Genomic DNA, 18444 nt, shown 5'->3' with positions numbered 1-18444 from the left:
TCAAAACATGTAACATACTATCTAACGGGTTAAAGTAAATGAGTGATGAAAGACAGATTATAGTGGAAAACCCTTTTCATACGGCCAGGTTAAAGCCAGTGAGAAAAGGTAAAAAACCACCTAAGCTTTTAGCAGTCGTCCACCAAAGTGGTTGTACAGGGTGTGAGGTCTGTATTGCAGGATGTCCGGTAGATTCTATCGAACTTGTTCCAGGGCCAATTCCTGAAAATCCAGAATATGGACAAATGGTAGAAATTGACCTGGCCAGATGTATTGGTTGCCAAAACTGTTCCCAAGATTGTCCCTGGGAAACTATAAATATGTATAATAGCGAACATGCATTTTTAGCGTGGGGTGAAGAAACTCTAAAGTCGCAACTCTACGTATCTGAAGATTCAGTTGATACAATGAAGAAAAACGTCGGAAATTTTTAAATTAATAGCTTCTAAATTTGAGGCTATTTTTATTAAAGATAATAAAAGTAATTGATAGACAAAAAATGAAAAGAGACAATCCTTGAGAAGTAGATAAATTGTAGGCGTGTATCCCTCTAATTTTGTCTCCACGTAAAAATTCTAATAAAAATCTAATTACTGAGTACCCAATAAAATAGGTTAAAACCAATTCAGACGTTGATGATTTTTTTTTAACTATTTGAAAAAGAATATAACTAAGAACAAACAAACAAATTGATTCATAAAGTTGCACTGGATGCCGATTTGCATTATGTAAATGAATCGTCAGGGGGAAATTTGTCTCACTTCCATAACAACAACCAGCTGCTAGACAAGCGAGTCTACCGATGCCATGACAAAAGGCGAGAATTGGCAAAGTTAAAGACACTTTTTTAAATTCAATTTTTTTGAGATATATTGAAAATACGAAAACAAAAAGAGTTGCAAATATTAATCCTCCATAAAAAACCATCCCTCCACCTACCCAAAAAGAAAAACTTAAGGAAAGTTTTTGAAGATAATTTCCTGCTGAATAAAAAAGAAAAAACAACTTTGCACCAAACCAAGCACTTAAAAATGAACCAAAAAATAAAATTTTGATTTTGACTGGTTCAACTCCGTTTCTTTTTAGAACTGAATTTGTCCAATCATAAGATACCCCCCATGCGATCCCTACAATAAGTGGATAGGTATAGAGAATAAAATACTTGGTTTCAAATATGAAAGGAAGCAATTACTACACCTCTTTAATTTTAGTCTTTTTATCATTCTTTTTTAGAATTAGTTCTTCTATCAGTATCATTGCAACACCAATATTAATGACGGAATCAGCAACATTAAAAGCAGGAAAATGTGATGAACCAATGTAGAAATCCAAAAAGTCGACAACATAATCCATGGAAAAACGATCGATTAAATTACCTATGGCCCCTGATGTGATTAGCCCATAAGATACACAAATCCATAATGATTTATTCCTGTGGGTATAGATAAGGTATATAAGAATGAACACAACTATAACGGGCCCAATTTTTAGCAATAATAGTCTCCATAATTCGTTATAATTTGCGGCCATACCAAAAGCGGCACCTGCGTTTCTCACATAAGTAAAACTAAAAAATCCATCTATAACTTTAATAGATTCTCCCAAAGCGAATTTTGCTTGAATAATACCTTTGGTAAATTGATCAACTAAAATAATAAACGTTGCGAGTAGTGAAACAATCCATATATTTTTCATTTATAAACCCTAATAATAGTCTTTTGGATTAATACAATATTTTTCAATTTTTCTTAGCAAAGTTTTTTTGGGAATATTTGCTTTTAATGCAGTTTGATTTATTTTCCCATGATTTAGTTTAAGTGCTTGTATGATAAATTCATTTTCAAATTTGTCTTTTGCCATTTGAAAATCTAATTTTATTTCATTATCTTTACTCACTTCTCCAAAATTGAACACAAACGAATCGTCAGCGTCAGGAATATTTTTAGAATTTTCGCCCTCATCTAAAACTGAGTTCATTATTCCTTGAAAATCAATGACATCATTTCGCTCTTCTTCTGGCCCATCTTTTGATTTTCTCAAAGTTTCAGGAAGTGAATTTATTCTTATGTAGTCAGATGATTCAATAATAAATCCATGTTCTATTACATTTCTTAGTTCACGAATATTACCTGGCCAATTATAATCTTTCAATACCACCATTGCTTCAGGTGTTGGACCTTGGATATTAAGTCCGTGAACATTATTAAAATATCGAATATAGTAGTCAACGAGATGAGGAATATCTGATTTTCTTTGTCTTAATGGTGGCAAATAGACTGGCAAGACATTCAATCTATAGAAAAGATCTTCTCTAAATGATCCATTTTTAATCATTTCTTCAAAAGGTTTATGAGAAGCAGCGATAATTCTTACGTCTATTTCAATATCTCTATTAGAACCAACAGGAGTAAATCGTTTTTCCTGCAATACCCTAAGGAGTTTTACTTGCATTGATGGAGAAATATCACCAATTTCATCTAGAAATAATGTTCCTCCATCAGCATATTGAAATTTACCGATCTTACGGTCTGTTGCTCCAGTAAAAGCACCTTTTTCATGGCCAAAGAGTTCTGATTCGATAAGTTCATCCTGAATGGCCGCAAGGTTAACAGTTATAAATTTTTCATCTTTTCTTGGCCCATTGTAATGAATTGCTTTTGCAACAAGTTCTTTACCAGTTCCGGATTCTCCTCGAATCAAAACAGGAGTGTTTACTTGTGCCAGCTTTGAAATGATGTTAAATACTTTTTTCATTTCATCTGACTCGCCTACAAATTTATCAGAGTTTTCTGATCCAAGTGAGAGTGAGGGAGCAGAGAAAAAGGAAGTTTCGACTAGACTTCTGGCCTTCAGGGCCCTTTTAATAAGCGCTACTAAATTTTCAGAAGAAATTGGCTTTTCAAGATAATTGTAAGCTCCTTCTTTTACGGCCTTAACGGCGTCACTAACATTTGAATAAGCAGTTAGTATAAGAACGATGATAGAAGGATCGTATTGTTTAATATGTGTAAGGGCCTCAATACCATTCATTTCAGGCATGTTAACATCCATTACAACAAGGTCATATTTAGCGTTTGTAACAGCATTTATGGCCTCTTTTCCATTGTTTGCAACATCAACTTTAAAATAATGGTATTCTAATGCGTTTTTAACAGACTCTTGCAAAACTGTGTCATCATCAACTACTAATACTTTGTGCATAATGATTCTCCTCAACTAAGTGTTTTTCAAGTTTATTAAAAAACTAGTTCCTTTTTCAATTTCTGATTTAACAGCGATATCTCCACCGTGCAATCTTATAAAATATCTTACAAGATATAAACCAAGACCTGAGCCTTTTATTTCATAATTTGCATCATTTTTCACTCTGTAAAATCGTTCAAAAATGTGTTCTAAGTCTTCATTTTTAATTCCAACACCATTGTCTGAAATTTCAATATAGGTCCATTGCTCATCATCCCAAGTTTTGATAGAGATATTTTTTCCAATACCTGCATATTTTAATGAGTTTTCAACAATATTAGATATAACTCTTTTTATGAGTATGACATCAATATTAATGGGGTACAAAGGTCCAAGTTCTAAAGAAACGTTCATTTGCTTTTCATTAATTTCATATTTTAAGTCTTCGACAACAGTCTCAATAATTGAATTTACATCTCTTGAAATAATTTGTAATTTGAGATTATTAGACTCAATTTTAGTAAGATCAAGAATTGATGTAATGAACCTATTGAGTTCCTGTGTAGAGTCGGCCAGCATTTCATGATATTTTTTAAGCTTATCATCAACATTGTGTTCTCTTTTTAAAATATCTACAATGCCTGCTATTTTTGCAACTGGCGTTTTTAAATCGTGTGACATTAGTGAAATAAAATTTTGTTTCAAACCTTCAACTTTTTTAAGGAGTTTTGTTTCTTCTTGAATAGCATATCGTTGCTGATATTCAGCGATTGCTCTATAGGGAACCCAAATATAATAGATGACAAAAATTGTAAGCATAATATGTACAGAATAAAGCCAAAGTCCAAAGACTGAAAAAAGTAAATGCGAGACGCCAAGAAGGCCAAAAAAAGTGCTTACAGTAATAATGAGTCCCTTGATCGGGTTTGCTTGTGAAATGACAAAAGAGAGTAAAAATGCCAAAGCAATACACAGTATCATTGATAAGTGTCTGGGTAGTTTTGAAATCGTTTTCCCTTGTATGAGGGAATCAATTTGGAGTGCGTCTACAAAAATTCTTGGTGTAATATAGTCTTCACTATTAAAAGGTGTAAGCACGTAATCTCTTATATTAGATAAATATTTTGAACCAATTAGTATCACTTTATTTTCAAATGTACCCGGTGGATAATTTCCGACAATCACTCTATGAAAAGGGATATTTATTATATTACCTTTGCGTTCAATTGGATCTGTCATATATCTAAAAATTGTTTTAATCGAATCATCTTCTTTAGAATAATAGCTACCGTTTATTGAAGACGAATCTAGAGATACTAAACCATTTAATTTTCTCCAAGTATTTGCAATTTCTAAATGTAATGAGTCTTCACCTGAAAAATTAATTGCAACTCTTCTTACAACATCATCTTTAGAGAATACAAAGTTGTCTTCACTTAATTGAAATTCACTTATTCCAAAATCTTCAATTTTTTTAGGTAGAAAATAATTAAATGTTCTATATTTTTCTACTCCAATTTTAATATTTCCCCCATTTTCTTGGAACTGTTTTAACTTCTCGATAAATTTTTCATAATGGAAGAGATTCTTTTCGCTAATGTTTTGATAAGAGCTTAAAAAGCTGATTATGAGGGGTTTTTCAGGCAAGATTCTATCTAAAAGTCTATTATATGTCGCAAATGTATAAGGGAGTGATTCTCCCAAAAATTCATCACTTTCTTCATCTAAAGTTACAACAACAATATTGTTAGAATATTTTACGTTAAAATCTAATTTAGCTCTAAGATCATAGAGAAAACTCTCCATAGTTGAAAAATTGTACTGCATCAATAGAATTAAAAAAAATAAGGTAAAAACAATTGGATATAAATATGTCATCGTTGCTAAACGTGAGATATTTTTTAACATTTTTCTGCCCTATTTTTTGAAAGATAATAACGTGAAGAAAAGTATGAAAACGGTGTTTCATAAAATTGAAAAACATCTACAAGCTCTGAAATAAAAATTTTTTCTTCTTGGGCCCCACGAGATTTGAGTTTATTTAAGGCAGAAAGAAAATGATTATATGAAATATCTTTTGAACCATAGTTATAAAAAGTTTTTTCATTAATACATGGCCTAGCAATTAGTTTAGTAAGTAAGATTTTATAAGGTAATGAAAAATAAGTGTAGCCAATTATAAATAGACCAACTTTTTTATTTTTGATAAAGGCAAGAGGAAAAAGAATTGGCGCATACAAATAGCCAGCAATCAAGCGAAATTTATATGAGATTTTCTTTGTTTCTAAAAGTGCGGCCCAGATAAGAGATCTCAATTCTTCAGATGAAAGACTTTTTTCAGTCTCATGCCCTACGACAATGATATTTTTACCGAATACACCCCCAAGAAGTAGAATTCCAACTGAATATTTTGAAGATATAAATATATCAACATTTTCGATATCACCTCTTACAATAAGGTTTTGGAGTATCTGATTAAGTTTGGAACTTTTTTCTATAGGTCTGCTCCACATTTTCAATAATAAATATTTATCTATTATTGAAAGATGCACCAAGCAAATTAAAACGCCAAATAAAAGACCAAAATGTTTAAATCCTATCGGTAATAAAAAAAAAGAAAAAACTTCAAAGGGCAAAACAATGGAGCAAGTACAAATAATCATCACTAATATTAATTTAATCCCTCACTCCTTTACACAAAATATGCCTATAAACAACACCATATATTACATAGAGTCGCTAAATTATAGACAATAATCAGCTACCAGGCTATATAAGACTGAAATATTGATGACGCGCAGTGTTTTTGAATTCATGCGCAATTACTGCTATAGTGCCAGATCTTTTAGCTATTATTACCACGGGAGCGACCGAATGCATTTTGAACGTTTACTTTTTGGTACTGCTGGTGTTCCAAATTCAACACCCAAAAAGAACAACCCAATTGAGGGTGTGAAACAAATTCATGGACTTGGGCTGGATTGCATGCAATTAGAGTTTGCTCACGGCGTAAGAATGAAAGAAGAAGTATCATCTGGACTGAGAAAAATTTCTTATGAACTAGGAGTTCCACTCACAAGTCACGGCCCCTACTACATCAATCTCAATGCCAGAGAACAAGATAAAATTGACTCTTCTGTTGAAAGAATCATACAAACAGCAAAAATTTCAGATTTATGTGGAGCAGAGTCAATGACTTTTCATGCTGCTTTTTACATGAAAGATTCCCCATTTGATGTTTTTGATTTGGTTGAAAAAAGTTTAAATGTCATTGAAGAGCGACTAAGTCGACTTGATATTGAAATCGAATTGCGCCCTGAGCTCACTGGTAAAACATCTCAATTTGGTTCACTAGAAGAGCTTATTAGCTTAACTAAAAGTGTTCCTTCTTGCTCTCCTTGTATGGATTTCTCGCATCTCTATGCAAGAACAGGAAAGTATAACTCGAAAAGTGAGTTTATTGAAATACTCGACTTTTTAGAAAGTGAAATAGGTAGAGATTCGATTGATAATATGCACATTCATATCTCTGGAATTTCATCAAACTCTAAGGGAGACTTAAAGCATCTTAATCTTGGAAGCTCTGACTTTAACTGGAAGGAGCTTATGGAAGCTCTTAAGGAAAAGAATGCGGCCGGTTATGTGGTCTGTAATAGTCCAAATTTAGAAAAAGACGCAAAGATGCTTAAAGACTACTATCTCTCGCTCTAAGCAACTTTTCTTTCAAAGAGAGAGTTTATTGCTTCCTGAATTTCAGATATATCATCTGAGAGGCAGAGAAAATATTTTTCATAAAAGTGAATAAAAAGAAAGTTAGTATCGGTATTAAAATACTGGTTTAATATTTCGCCAAGGTGATCTTCATCTATAGATAGTACAGTCCGACATTTATATGGTCGATCACCTTCTAGGCCTCTCAATTCTTTAAATATTCCCCAATTTTCAGGAAAGCTCATTAATTTGTCTTCTCCAAAATTGAAATTGAATATTTTAAATTTTGGGATATATGTTCCCAAATAATACCTAACCGTAAGTCTCGAAAGAATTTCGACTATGGGATCATTGATATCATCAACTATTGTACTATCATCTATAGTATTGGCAAAAGTTTCCTGGATCATTAAATCTATTAAGTCATTTTTTGTACTCACGATATTTCTATCGGTTAACAAATGAAATTCTAAAATTAATATTTTACTGTGGTAATGGTTGCTGATTATCTAGATAAGATTTTATATTTGTGACAGAAACGATCTTCCATTCTTTTTCGTTATTTAATACAAGTTTGGCAATTTTTTTTGTATCAACTAGGTAGGAGGCCTTACCATTATTAGATTGTTCATAAGAGACTGTGTAAGTTATGAAACATCTTTTTTCTTCGCAAGTTTGATTATTTATATCAAGTTCTTTGAGCTTCATACCTTCAAGTTCAGTGAATTTTTTAAATTGTGACTCATCAAGAGATTCTACAATGGCCATCATTTCTCCATCTAAATATCTTTGAAAATCTTGTTTATTCGCGATTTGCCCTGGTTTAAATCGGTATCTGATAAACTCCTTGAGAACATCATCGGGCGCTTTTATTTCTTTTTGGCATGAGTTCAACAAAATAATACATAAAAGGGCCAACAAATTTCTAAACATTTTCAATTCCTTTGGATGCTATCCTGGCAAGTATCCTCTGTGGGCAATTATAGCATAAAAATCCGGCCATTCATGCCCAAAAAAACTGTTTGTTTTTTGGAGTATAAATCTTAATCCCACCGCATTTTCATATTTTGAAACTATCGTACAGTTCTGAGAAAATATTTGACCTTCAAACTCAACTTCCAAAATAGCGGTTTGATAAAGTTCAGTAATCGGATTGAAAATATACATGAAGCACCCTAATTGATCCCAATTTGTTAAATGTCCTACATAGCTAACTTCTTTCATTTTAAGAATACAATTTATTTTAATGAGAGATTTATCTCCTATTTGGTATATATCAAAGTTTGGTCTTAGATAGGGTTCATTTAATTCTAATTTCCACAGAAGAAAAAAGAGAAAAGAAAACAGAGTAAAAAGAAAAATAAGAATCAGAATAAATTTGTTGAAATTTCCCCAAAAAAAACTAACACTTAATCCTAAAATGGCAAGTGAGTGAAAGAAAATGAAAATTCTCGAATAAGATCTTGCTAAAAAAACCATCCGACTTGTTAGTATTGAAAGTATAAATATCCAATAATATGAGAAAAAAAATTCTTTGAAATGATTTTCATCAAATGCACTGTAACCACTATCTATACTAGAGATAATGTGCAAAAAAAATGGTGAAATCAATAAATATATAATTAAGTTTTTCATTAAAATACTTTTATGAAATAATTCAAGTCTCATATTCTCACCTCAACTAGAGAGCGGTAAAAATTTTACTCTAAATACTCTCTTAAAGAAATACCTTATAATCTTTAATAAGATATCTTTCAGGAAAGAATATGACACCACATCTTGAAATAAATGACCGATGCATTTCATGTGACGCATGTAGACTACTGTGCCCTGATAATGCCATTTTAAAAATTAAAGAAAACTATCTTATTGAAGAATGGGCCTGTACCCTTTGCAGTATTTGTATCCATATTTGTCCAGTAAACTGTATAAAGCTTATCAATGTGGATAGTGATTAAACACATGTTTATAATATATCCCTGTATCTTTTTCTCTTTTGTCATTCCCATCTAGGTAAATACTCTGCCCTGCAATTTTAAAATTTTCACTATAATAACTATTCTCTTGAAAATTTTTAGTTATTATGGCCTTAGAAGCTTTTAAGAAATCAAATAAGGCCAAATTTTGAACATTTTCAATATGACAAAGTTTTTGAATATTTTCGTAATAGAGATCAGATGTTCCAAAATCCCAATATTCTTGTTGTTCTAAATGCTTAATAATAATTTTATCTTTTTCAGGATTACAAACACTCTGAAAAAATTTTGAAGGCCCTTCTATAATCTCAACTTGGTTCATATCAACTATTCCATTACCACTATATGTATATTCTCCTTCAAGAGATGATGAGCTTAGAATTCCACTGAGACAATCTCCTTTAATCAATAGTTTATTATATTTATTTTTTTTTGTTATTTTTTTAGAAAACAAACATGCTTTTCCATCTCCCAAATCAATATTATTTGAGAGATTTTTAGAGAAATTAAAAATATCTGCATTCATTATAAATACTAAACCATTTCCTAGATCATAATTTTTTTTTAAATTATGAAAAGCTCCTCCACTATCAAGTAAAATTTTTTCATGGAGAATATATATTGATTTGTCAGCAGAAAATTTATTTAAAATGAGTTGTCTGAGTAATTCACAGTTTGCATGTAAATTTATAAATATTTTTTTTGCACCAAGTTTTTTTGCATATAAAATTTGCAATTCAATTAACGTTTTTTCAAAAATGGGCCAAGCAACTTTTGGAAGTATCTTCCCGATTTCATACATTCTCGTGCCGAGACCTGCTGATAGAATGAAAAAATTTTCAGCTTTCATAATACAACTTAAAAAGAGGTGTTTTCAAATCTGAAAATTCATCCAATTTGAAAAGAACAGATTTAATGTTTTCAAAAGCACAACTTATATATTTCAAATAGCGAGCATCATTTCTTTTTTCGAATATATAGCAAAAACTACCGATTGCTTTATAAGTTCTTTGAAGCATCATGTAATTATAAAATTGCTCAAATTCTTGAGCACTTTTAAACGAAGACAATTTCTTTTCTCTTAATTTCCAATAATATTCTCTCAATTCTGATTTGTTGGTGGGATCAATTCTGTAGTATGAATCATCTAAAAGAGAGACTAAATCATATTGAGGTATTCCCATTCTTGCGTCTTGAAAATCTATCACGACGAATTGATTCTGTGACATCATAATATTTCTGGAATGGTAATCCCTATGAGTTAAGACTACCTGTTTTTCTTGTATTTTTTTACAAATGTTTTTAAATATATCTTCGATTTCTTTGACGAGAATTTCATCTGTAATATTTAAATATTTTCTTAAAAAATACTCATTTGATAACCGAACTTCACTCATTAGTTTTTCTTCATCAAATCTAAGTCTTACAAATGAATCTTTTTCATAGTTATTAGTCTCAATACTATGGATATCAACCAATAAATCAATTGCCTTTTTATAAAGTTCTAATTCTTCAGATAATGTTTTTATTTTTGCAAGTCTAGACAAAAAAGTTTCATCGCCTAAATCTTCTTCTAAGATGAAACCCTTTTTGTTATCTCGAAAAAAAATATTTGGAACTCTTACATTATTTTCTTTAAGTACTTTCTGTAAAACAACAAAGTTAGGATCTATATCTTCTTCTATAGGTGAGTCTAAACATGCTACAAAATTTTCCGCTTTTGTATAAACTCTATAGTAACGCCTTGTCGAAGCATCTCCTGTTAATTTCTGAATATCATCAATTTGAATATTTTGCATATTCTCAGTAATTAAAGTTTCAACAAATAATCTTTCAGATTGCTCTAGTTTCATTTACATTGGCCTTTTTTTCTACTTCTCTTACAAAATAATAAAATTCTTGAGATGAATTTATTTTCTCATCACTTTCATATTCAAAATTTCTACCTGTTTGAGTCAATAATTTTTTATAAGAATACTCCTCTGTTGAAATAAACTTTTCTGAACTGTTCATCATCGAGAAATCTAATGCATTTTTATTTTGAATTTGTAACCAAACTAAATAGACAAAAGGATCATATCCAGATCTCATAAGAAGATTATAGCACCATTCATTGATTTTTAATTTCTGTTCTTTATCAATAGAAACTAATCTCAAAATTCTATCAGAAGTTACATTTCCTTTTGGAATAACAAATTGTTTTCTAAAAATGAGCTGATGAGATTTGAAAATTTCAAAGGCAAGAGCTGCAACAAAAACTTCCTCATTTTTTAAATATTTGTTTATTAGGCCAGAAGAAAAAAATATACGACCATTTGGAAGAGAAAATATATAGGGTATCACGTCTGAAATAACTTTAATTTCAGACGTGATACTTAGGTTAAGCGCTTTACTATTTCTCTCAACTATTCTTCTATATATTTTGTCCAAGAAATAGTTTGATTTCTTACTCAGAGGTATTATTCTATTTTTAACACCACTTTTGTATACATCGCTTAAATTATTGTAAATTCTAATATAATCTTCATTTGAAAGTATTTCATGTCTTGTATAGGCCGGAATATCATTTATGGCCTTAAAATATGAACAAGAATTTATTATAAATGCACTTAATAAGATTAATAATTTCATGTCCAGATTTTAGCAGGCCACAAGCTTCTTGAAAACGACAAAAGGGCCCTATATTTGGGCCCTTGCATCTATATTGCAATAAAATTGAAGAAATACTTATTCTGAAGCTATATCTCTAGTGTCTTGTAAATAATATAGTGTAAAACCAGCAAATATTAAATTTGGATTTTTAATCATTGGTTTATTATTATTAAAGATACTTCTCCATTTATTTTTTGTTCCATATTTATCTTGAGATATACTACCTAAAGTATCTCCTCTCATGATTAAGTAAGGTAATCCTTCAGGGTTAAAATTACATGTAGCAGTTGGTATTTTTAATGTCTGCCCTGGACTAATGCTAGATCCCGATAGGCCATTCATTTGTTTAATTTCTTTCCACTTGTCATAGTCACAAGTATTTTTAAATGCAATTAGCATTAAAGTATCGCCTCTTTTAACAGTGTAGGATGAAACAGAACCACCATCTATAGCAACAGGTGCTTCGCTGTATCCTTCATCTTGCATGGCCTCGCTTTGGTCTTTAGCTTGGGCCATCTCTTCACCACCTTTATCTGCTTCGCCTTCGTCACTTTTTTCTTCATTCATGGCCATATCTTCTTCGCCATCTTCACTTTCCTCAAACTCTAGATCCTGTTCGCCTTCTGAATCAACCACAAAATCTGCCTCTTCTGAGGCCGTGTTATCTCCGCCAGCTTTTTTAGTTTCATTATTTGAACACGCAGTGACAAAAACAAAAATTAATAATAATGGCAAAAGTTTCTTCAATTTCATAAAATTCTCCTCGCATCACTTTTATTGCAACAAACTTGTCGGGTCAGGAGTTTCAATATTTAATTTTTTTTATAATATTATTATAAAAAAAAATAATGACATTTTTTACCTATACTTGATTTTTTTACCCCATTGTTTGCATTAAAAATTATATGTATGATGAATGGTGGGAAAACTTAAAAGTAAGTAAGTACTGGGAGAAGATTTAATGCATATACTTAAACTCGCTTTTATTTTTTTGATTATTCCAGACATATTTGCTCAATCTATTATTGAATCCCTCGATTCTTCTAGCAATATTGTTACACAAGAAACAGAACTTCCTGAAGAATCCATATTCTCAATTGATGGAGATAAGAGAATTTTCATCCTCACTCACGACTCTGAAGGATTTTCATCTGGTGACTACATTAGCTTAGTATTAAATAAAGAACTTGTGGCCAGAGCACTCTGTGCAAAAATTTTTAATAATAAGGCAGGAATTAAGATTTTAAAAATTTATAATACGGAACTTTGGGATAAACTCAGAAGAGGAACCCGAATAAAAATATTAAGAGGAGATGATAGTTATTATCGATCCAAACCTCAAGTTGCAGAAGAAGCTAACAAAGAAGAAGAAAAAGAAATAAAAGACATTCTTTCAAAAGAAGATCTCTACGACGATATAAACTTCCTTGAAGATGATATTGGACTCGATGATAATAAGAATAGAGTTGTAAAAAATGATAACCTCATCTATGGAGGAATTGCATACTTTAGCTCAATTAATGCTACAAATACAGCTGAGTCCATTATGATTTTCACTGGTAGTTGGTCTTATCAACTCACCGACAATACGTTTATTGAGGCCCAAGTCGCGAGAGGGATTCACAGAGATACTCCACTTGTTGATATCGACACTATCATATTTTCTTATAGTGGGAGAATTAAATACACTGTTGAAGCACCGTTTCATTTTATTTTGCAACCTTATTTTGGCTATAGAGTTGTTGTTGCAAGTGCAAATTATGAAGAAAATGCAACCACAACTGCTGAACTCAATACCGCAGCAGATATTCTTAACAGTATTGAAAAAAAAGATATTATTTTTGGGGCCTCAGTGTTAAGACGTCTAGTGCCAGGATGGTATGTTAGAGGGGATGTAGGTATAGATATGATTAGCGCGGGACTCACTCTTGAATTTTAATCTATTGATTATTTTAATTTTTTGTTCTAGCTGTGGAGTAAAGAGTATCCCTCTTCCTCCAGAGAACACTATTCGTCCCTCTATTGAAGAAGTGACCATTGAAGAAATTTCAAATGAGACAAAAAAGAAAATAGAAAATTTAAAAAAGAAATGACGACTTTAGTATTCGCAACAGGTTCAAATCTTGGCGACTCGGTATCTTACTTGAAGTTTGCTAAAACATCTCTTTCAAAATATTTTACTTTTGATTATGAAAGTCAGATTTATCTTTCTCAGGCCGTGGATTATTTAAACCAACCAGACTTCTACAATCAAGTATTACAATTTTCAGATTTTAATTCCTATGATCCTTATAAGATTTTAAAAATCATTCAATCTATAGAAGATGAAAATAGTCGAGAGCGTATTATCGACAAAGGACCTCGAACATTAGACATTGACTTTCTTTTCATGGAAGACAAAATTATTAACACCGAAAATCTTCAAATTCCCCATCCTGAGTTTTTAAAAAGATCTTTCGTTGTTAGACCACTTATGGAATTGCCTTTTTATGAAAAAATTAAGGGGAAATACGACTTCCCAAGTCATTTCAAAATTGAAGCTTCTCCAATTCAATAAGGACCTACTTCAGCGATTTTACTTGAGCATTCACTTCGTAGTTTCTATAATCCTCAAATATTACATCTAATTCATCAAGAGGCATTATATGAGTAGTTTCGAGCTTTCTACTGAACAAAAAGAAATAAAAGAAACGGCATTGAAATTTGCAAAACAAGAAATGATGCCTAAAAGCAGTGAATATGACAAATCTCAACAATTCCCCATCCAAATTTTGCAGAAGGCATGGGATTTGGGTTTTCTAAATACATGTATTCCTACTGAGTTTGGTGGCACTGGTTTTTCAACTCTTGACTCTGTAATCATAACGGAATGTTTGGCCTATGGTTGTTTAGGAATGAACACCTCCATTATGTCCAACGATCTCGCACTACTTCCTATCGTAATCGGTGGCAGCAGTGAACAAAAAGAAAAATTTCTCACACCCTTTACGCAAAAATATTTGAAAGCAGCTTTCTGTCTTACTGAACCAGGCAATGGTTCTGACGCAGCTGGCATAAAAACTCATTTTAAAGAAGATGGAAACGATTGGGTTATTAATGGCGAAAAAATGTGGATCACAAATGCTGGACATGCTGATTTGTTTGTTGTTTACGGAACAATTGATCCTTCTCTCAAACATAAAGGTTTATCAGCAATTGTTATCGAAAAAGATAAAATTAAAAACGGTCTGGAGCTAGGTAAAAAAGAAGAAAAAATGGGGCATCGTTGCTCAGATACAAGAAGTGTAAGCTTTAACAATTTAAGAGTGCCAAAAGAAAATATGCTGGGTAAACCTGGAGATGGTTGGAAAATCGCCATGAAAACACTTGATCACTCCCGTCCACTTATTGCAGCTTCTGCTGTCGGAGGAGCACAATGTGCTTTAGATCATTCAAAAAAATATGCCCTAGAACGAAATCAATTTGGAGTCCCAATTTCAAAACATCAGGCCATCCAATTTATGATTTCAGAAATGGCCACAAAGGTTGAAGCAGCGCGACTACTCACCCATAAAGCAGCTTGGATGTTAGATAATGATATTAAAAACACCAAAATGGCATCTATGGCCAAAGCTTTTGCAGCTGATAGCTTTATGCAAATCGCAACAGATGCGGTACAAATATTTGGCGGATACGGTTATAGTACTGAATACCCTGTCGAAAAATTAATGAGAGACGCTAAGCTCATTCAAATTTATGAAGGGACATCTCAAATACAGAGAATGGTAATTGCAAGAGAAGAATTTTCATCTCAAAGTGAAATATAAGGAGCAAAAAAATGAACATTTTTGTATGTGTAAAACAAGTTCCAGATACAGAAACAAAAATAACACCCAATTCAGATGGGAGTTTTATTGAAACTAATTCTATCAAATGGATTATGAATCCTTATGATGAATTTGCTGTAGAACAAGCACTTTTAATTAAGGCCGCAAACTCTGGTTCGACTGTAACTGTTTTAAGAGTTGGCGGAATAAAAGACACTGAAGCCCTTAGAACAGCAATGGCCATGGGAGCAGATGAATCTTACTTGGTTGAAGCAGATGACAATTTAGATTCTTACAGGACTGCAAAGGCCCTAAAAGGTGCCATTGAAAAGTCTGGTAAAAATCCTGATCTCATTCTTTCTGGAAAACAAGCAATAGACTCTGATAGTCTACAAGTTCCTCAGTTACTTGCTCAAATGCTTAATCTTCCCTCGGTCTCAGTCGTTGTTGGTTTTGAACAAAATGGAGAGGAATTAACACTCAAACGTGAAGTTGAGGGTGGAACAATTGAAATTTACTCAGTAAAAACTCCTTGTGTAGTAGCATGTAATAAAGGTCTTAATACACCAAGATATGCTTCTCTGCCCGGAATTATGAAGGCCAAGAAAAAACCACTTACTCAACTAAGTTTAAGCGACGTCGGGGTTACTGCCGAAGATCAGAGAGTAAAATATTCAAATTTTCAACTACCACCTGAAAAACCTCCTGGTAAAAAGTTTGAGACTGGAGATAATGTTGCTTCAGTTGTGAAGGAAGTAGTTGGATTATTAAGAAATGAAGCAAAAGTAATTTAGGGAGTTAGCAATGGCAAAAATTTTAGTATTTACAGAAACCACTGGAGACAATGTTAAAACTGTCACTTTAGAAATTCTTGGTAAGTTAAATGGCCATGAAGTTGATGTTGTTTCTATTTCAAATTTAAGTGAGTCTTCGATCACTGAATTGGCAAAATACGGCGCCGGAAATATTCATCAATTGAAAGGTAATCACTTAGAACACTATACTCCAGAAGGATATTCTCAAGCTTTAAAATCATTTATTGATGGAAAAGGATATGATTATGTCTTCACCGGCTCTACTTCAATTGGAAAAGATTTAATTCCTAGACTAGCTGGAATGTTTGATGCTGGTATGGCCTCAGAGGTGACAAATTTTATTTTTGAAGGTGATACGTTTGCAGGAACAAGACCTCTATTTGCAGGTAAATGCTTAGCAAAAGTTGAAATTTCAGGGCCAAAACCTCATTTTATAACAGTACGACCAAATGCTTTAGGTCTCGCAGAATCTCCCTCTGCAGGAGCTGGTAGTAAATCTGAAGCCTCAGTAAGCGTTGATCAAGTAAGAGCATCAATCAAAGAAATAATAAAGGGAGCCTCAGAGAAACTTGATCTTACTGAAGCAAATATCATTGTTTCAGGGGGAAGGGCGATAAAGGACGCTTCCAATTTTAAAATATTAAATGAACTTGCCGATGTATTAGGAGCGACAGTTGGTGCTTCTCGAGCTGCCGTTGACTCTGGATATGCACCCCATTCAATGCAAGTTGGACAAACTGGAAAAACAGTCGCACCTTCACTTTATATAGCTTGTGGTATTTCAGGGGCCATCCAGCATTTAGCTGGTATGAGAACTTCTAAATGTATCGTTGCGATAAATACAGATCCTGAAGCTCCTATTTTCACAAAAGCCGATTACGGAATCGTTGGAGATCTTTTTGATGTCGTCCCATTACTCACGCAAGAATTTAAGGCCCTATTAGGTTAATATTTAATTAGGCCATCAAATTGATGGCCTAATTACTTTGTTTAAAAGATTATGGTTTTGTAAAATCAAATGAAGCTACATCTCTAGAGTTCATTAATTCATCTTGTTGTTCATCGCTTAATTGTTGAACAACTTCATCTTCCTCTGAGTCTTCCTGATCACTTTCTACAATTTCAACATTTTTCTTCTTCTTAGTTTCAATTTTATGATTCTCATCTTCATCATCATCATTAATCTCTTCATCCTTGTGTGTATAGCTCTCATACTCACTATTGATTTCTTCTTTATTTGATGGAGTAAACACAAGCTCGATATAACCAGCGCCCTCAATATTAGGGTATTTTATATGAATATCATCACCTAACTTTACTGCAACAATATTTGTATCTTCAAAATCCTCGTGTTGAACTTGAAACATTCCTCCATTTGGAATCCGAACATCACTATTAATTCTAAGCTGTTCAACAATTTCATTTTTTATAAGATTGTTTGCTCTCAGTGAAAAATCTTGAATTGCTCCTGCATTAAGCTCAAAGCTTCCCGAAACATCATACTTCTCTGTTTCATCAATATTTGCAACACTCATAGACTTGAGCTCATATATACCATCCTTCAATTGGGCAAATCCTGAGGAAGGAACCGAGTCATAATCGATTTTATCTAGTTCTTTTTTATTAATGGCCAAATTTCTTGGAATTTCTCTGTTTGAGGGATTTCCTGATTTCTCTAAATGCAAAATTTCAACCAAATTCTCCTCTATTCCTTTTAAGAATAGATTTTTTAGTACTTTATCATCATGAAAATTTTTGTAAGTATCCATTAAGTCTAATGTATTTCCTTCTGTTAAATCCTTTGCAAAAAAAACCTTATGTCCCCTGGCCTCTCCTGCGTACTTCAATTCAACAACTCCATCTTCAATAAATTCTAAAGTTACACTATCCTCCCTTCCTTTTCTATCTTCATACTCTCCATTATTTAGAGTAATCCCCATGACTTTCCACGTTCCAGATAATTTTCGAGAATTCACCCTACTATTAATAACCTTTACAGGCACAAGCCATTTTACAAAAGATTCTGACGGAGAATTTTCTATCGATGCTGCAACAATTCTTTTGTTAACTAACTCAAAGCCTGAGTTATCTATTTTATCTAACTCCATGAAAGCACTATTATTATATTTTCTATCCTGTAAAATTCCACTCACAGCGTACAATGCCATTAAAGTGAACAAAGATAATGTAAAAGTTTTGAATAGTTTTTTCATAATAGCTCCATTGCTCTCATTACTGCAATGAACGTGCCATGTTATAAACTAGGTTAACTATTTGTTTATTGAATGAATAAGAGTGAAG

At 32.3% G+C, this 18444-nt stretch carries 22 protein-coding genes; 9 read left to right on the top strand and 13 right to left on the bottom strand.

Annotation, left to right across the window (positions count from 1 at the left end; all coding sequences use genetic code 11):
* The first annotated feature begins 38 nt into the window (after positions 1–38).
* Positions 39–434: a 4Fe-4S dicluster domain-containing protein gene (locus tag H6622_03720; GenBank protein MCB9060613.1), complete on the top strand. Its 396-nt coding sequence runs from the start codon at positions 39–41 to the stop codon at positions 432–434.
* A gap of 1 nt (position 435) precedes the next feature.
* Here the strand turns inward: H6622_03720 and H6622_03715 are convergent, their stop codons facing one another.
* Genes H6622_03715 through H6622_03695 form a run of 5 tightly spaced genes read right to left on the bottom strand, consistent with a single transcriptional unit; the run spans position 436 to position 5696 of the window.
* Positions 436–1188, bottom strand: coding sequence for a prolipoprotein diacylglyceryl transferase (locus H6622_03715; GenBank protein MCB9060612.1), 753 nt, complete (start codon positions 1186–1188; stop codon positions 436–438).
* Between the two features lie 3 nt (positions 1189–1191).
* Positions 1192–1695 (bottom strand): signal peptidase II, encoded by a 504-nt coding sequence (gene lspA / locus H6622_03710; protein ID MCB9060611.1) that lies wholly within the window; start codon positions 1693–1695, stop codon positions 1192–1194.
* 9 nt (positions 1696–1704) lie between these two features.
* Positions 1705–3201, bottom strand: a complete 1497-nt coding sequence (locus H6622_03705) for a sigma-54-dependent Fis family transcriptional regulator (protein MCB9060610.1) — start codon at positions 3199–3201, stop codon at positions 1705–1707.
* Between the two features lie 15 nt (positions 3202–3216).
* Positions 3217–5091 carry a CHASE2 domain-containing protein gene (locus H6622_03700; protein ID MCB9060609.1) on the bottom strand — a complete coding sequence of 625 codons (1875 nt, stop codon included), beginning with the start codon at positions 5089–5091 and terminating at the stop codon, positions 3217–3219.
* Entirely contained in the window at positions 5085–5696 is a 612-nt protein-coding gene (locus H6622_03695; protein ID MCB9060608.1) for a hypothetical protein, read from the bottom strand. The genes H6622_03700 and H6622_03695 overlap by 7 nt, the downstream gene beginning before the upstream one ends.
* 361 nt (positions 5697–6057) lie before the next feature.
* On the opposite strand from H6622_03695, the gene H6622_03690 reads away from it, so the two are divergent.
* Positions 6058–6894, top strand: coding sequence for a TIM barrel protein (locus H6622_03690; protein ID MCB9060607.1), 837 nt, complete (start codon positions 6058–6060; stop codon positions 6892–6894).
* Here the strand turns inward: H6622_03690 and H6622_03685 are convergent.
* Genes H6622_03685 through H6622_03675 form a run of 3 tightly spaced genes read right to left on the bottom strand, consistent with a single transcriptional unit; the run spans position 6891 to position 8562 of the window.
* Positions 6891–7334 (bottom strand): hypothetical protein, encoded by a 444-nt coding sequence (locus H6622_03685; GenBank protein MCB9060606.1) that lies wholly within the window; start codon positions 7332–7334, stop codon positions 6891–6893. The two genes, H6622_03690 and H6622_03685, sit on opposite strands and share 4 nt — an antisense overlap.
* A 43-nt stretch (positions 7335–7377) precedes the next feature.
* Positions 7378–7827 (bottom strand): hypothetical protein, encoded by a 450-nt coding sequence (locus tag H6622_03680; GenBank protein MCB9060605.1) that lies wholly within the window; start codon positions 7825–7827, stop codon positions 7378–7380.
* A gap of 18 nt (positions 7828–7845) precedes the next feature.
* The gene (locus H6622_03675; GenBank protein ID MCB9060604.1) at positions 7846–8562 is read right to left on the bottom strand and encodes a hypothetical protein; all 717 of its coding nucleotides are present in this window, start codon (positions 8560–8562) and stop codon (positions 7846–7848) included.
* Positions 8563–8660: 98 nt separating this feature from the next.
* Here H6622_03675 and H6622_03670 point away from each other — a divergent pair, with 98 nt between their 5' ends.
* Positions 8661–8852: a 4Fe-4S binding protein gene (locus tag H6622_03670; GenBank protein MCB9060603.1), complete on the top strand. Its 192-nt coding sequence runs from the start codon at positions 8661–8663 to the stop codon at positions 8850–8852.
* Here H6622_03670 and H6622_03665 read toward each other — a convergent pair.
* From H6622_03665 to H6622_03650, 4 genes are all read right to left on the bottom strand, one after another.
* Complete coding sequence (locus H6622_03665; protein MCB9060602.1) at positions 8833–9720, bottom strand: hypothetical protein; 888 nt, start codon at positions 9718–9720, stop codon at positions 8833–8835. The two genes, H6622_03670 and H6622_03665, sit on opposite strands and share 20 nt — an antisense overlap.
* A complete protein-coding gene (locus H6622_03660; GenBank protein MCB9060601.1) occupies positions 9710–10723 on the bottom strand; it encodes a phosphotransferase in 1014 nt (337 codons plus the stop codon). Before H6622_03660 ends, H6622_03665 begins: the two co-directional genes overlap by 11 nt.
* Entirely contained in the window at positions 10704–11501 is a 798-nt protein-coding gene (locus tag H6622_03655; GenBank protein MCB9060600.1) for a hypothetical protein, read from the bottom strand. Before H6622_03655 ends, H6622_03660 begins: the two co-directional genes overlap by 20 nt.
* A 96-nt stretch (positions 11502–11597) precedes the next feature.
* Positions 11598–12275, bottom strand: coding sequence for a LysM peptidoglycan-binding domain-containing protein (locus tag H6622_03650; GenBank protein ID MCB9060599.1), 678 nt, complete (start codon positions 12273–12275; stop codon positions 11598–11600).
* A gap of 208 nt (positions 12276–12483) precedes the next feature.
* Between H6622_03650 and H6622_03645 the strand changes: the two genes are divergently transcribed.
* The 6 genes from H6622_03645 (at position 12484) to H6622_03620 (ending at position 17092) form a co-directional block, all read left to right on the top strand.
* Positions 12484–13461 (top strand): hypothetical protein, encoded by a 978-nt coding sequence (locus tag H6622_03645; protein ID MCB9060598.1) that lies wholly within the window; start codon positions 12484–12486, stop codon positions 13459–13461.
* Entirely contained in the window at positions 13451–13615 is a 165-nt protein-coding gene (locus tag H6622_03640; GenBank protein MCB9060597.1) for a hypothetical protein, read from the top strand. Before H6622_03645 ends, H6622_03640 begins: the two co-directional genes overlap by 11 nt.
* Positions 13612–14079, top strand: coding sequence for a 2-amino-4-hydroxy-6-hydroxymethyldihydropteridine diphosphokinase (gene folK, locus H6622_03635; GenBank protein ID MCB9060596.1), 468 nt, complete (start codon positions 13612–13614; stop codon positions 14077–14079). The genes H6622_03640 and folK overlap by 4 nt, the downstream gene beginning before the upstream one ends.
* 88 nt (positions 14080–14167) lie before the next feature.
* A complete protein-coding gene (locus H6622_03630) occupies positions 14168–15328 on the top strand; it encodes an acyl-CoA dehydrogenase family protein (protein MCB9060595.1) in 1161 nt (386 codons plus the stop codon).
* Between the two features lie 11 nt (positions 15329–15339).
* Positions 15340–16122, top strand: a complete 783-nt coding sequence (locus H6622_03625) for an electron transfer flavoprotein subunit beta/FixA family protein (GenBank protein MCB9060594.1) — start codon at positions 15340–15342, stop codon at positions 16120–16122.
* A 10-nt stretch (positions 16123–16132) separates the two neighbouring features.
* Entirely contained in the window at positions 16133–17092 is a 960-nt protein-coding gene (locus tag H6622_03620; protein ID MCB9060593.1) for an electron transfer flavoprotein subunit alpha/FixB family protein, read from the top strand.
* A 49-nt stretch (positions 17093–17141) separates the two neighbouring features.
* Here H6622_03620 and H6622_03615 read toward each other — a convergent pair whose 3' ends face one another.
* Entirely contained in the window at positions 17142–18356 is a 1215-nt protein-coding gene (locus H6622_03615) for a hypothetical protein (protein MCB9060592.1), read from the bottom strand.
* Between the last annotated feature and the right edge of the window lie 88 nt (positions 18357–18444).

It is taken from the genome of Halobacteriovoraceae bacterium (assembly GCA_020635115.1).
Classification (GTDB): Bacteria; Bdellovibrionota; Bacteriovoracia; order Bacteriovoracales; family Bacteriovoracaceae; genus JACKAK01.
The sequence above is the reverse complement of the archived record's forward strand: the minus strand, read 5'-3'. Positions and strand labels throughout refer to the sequence as shown.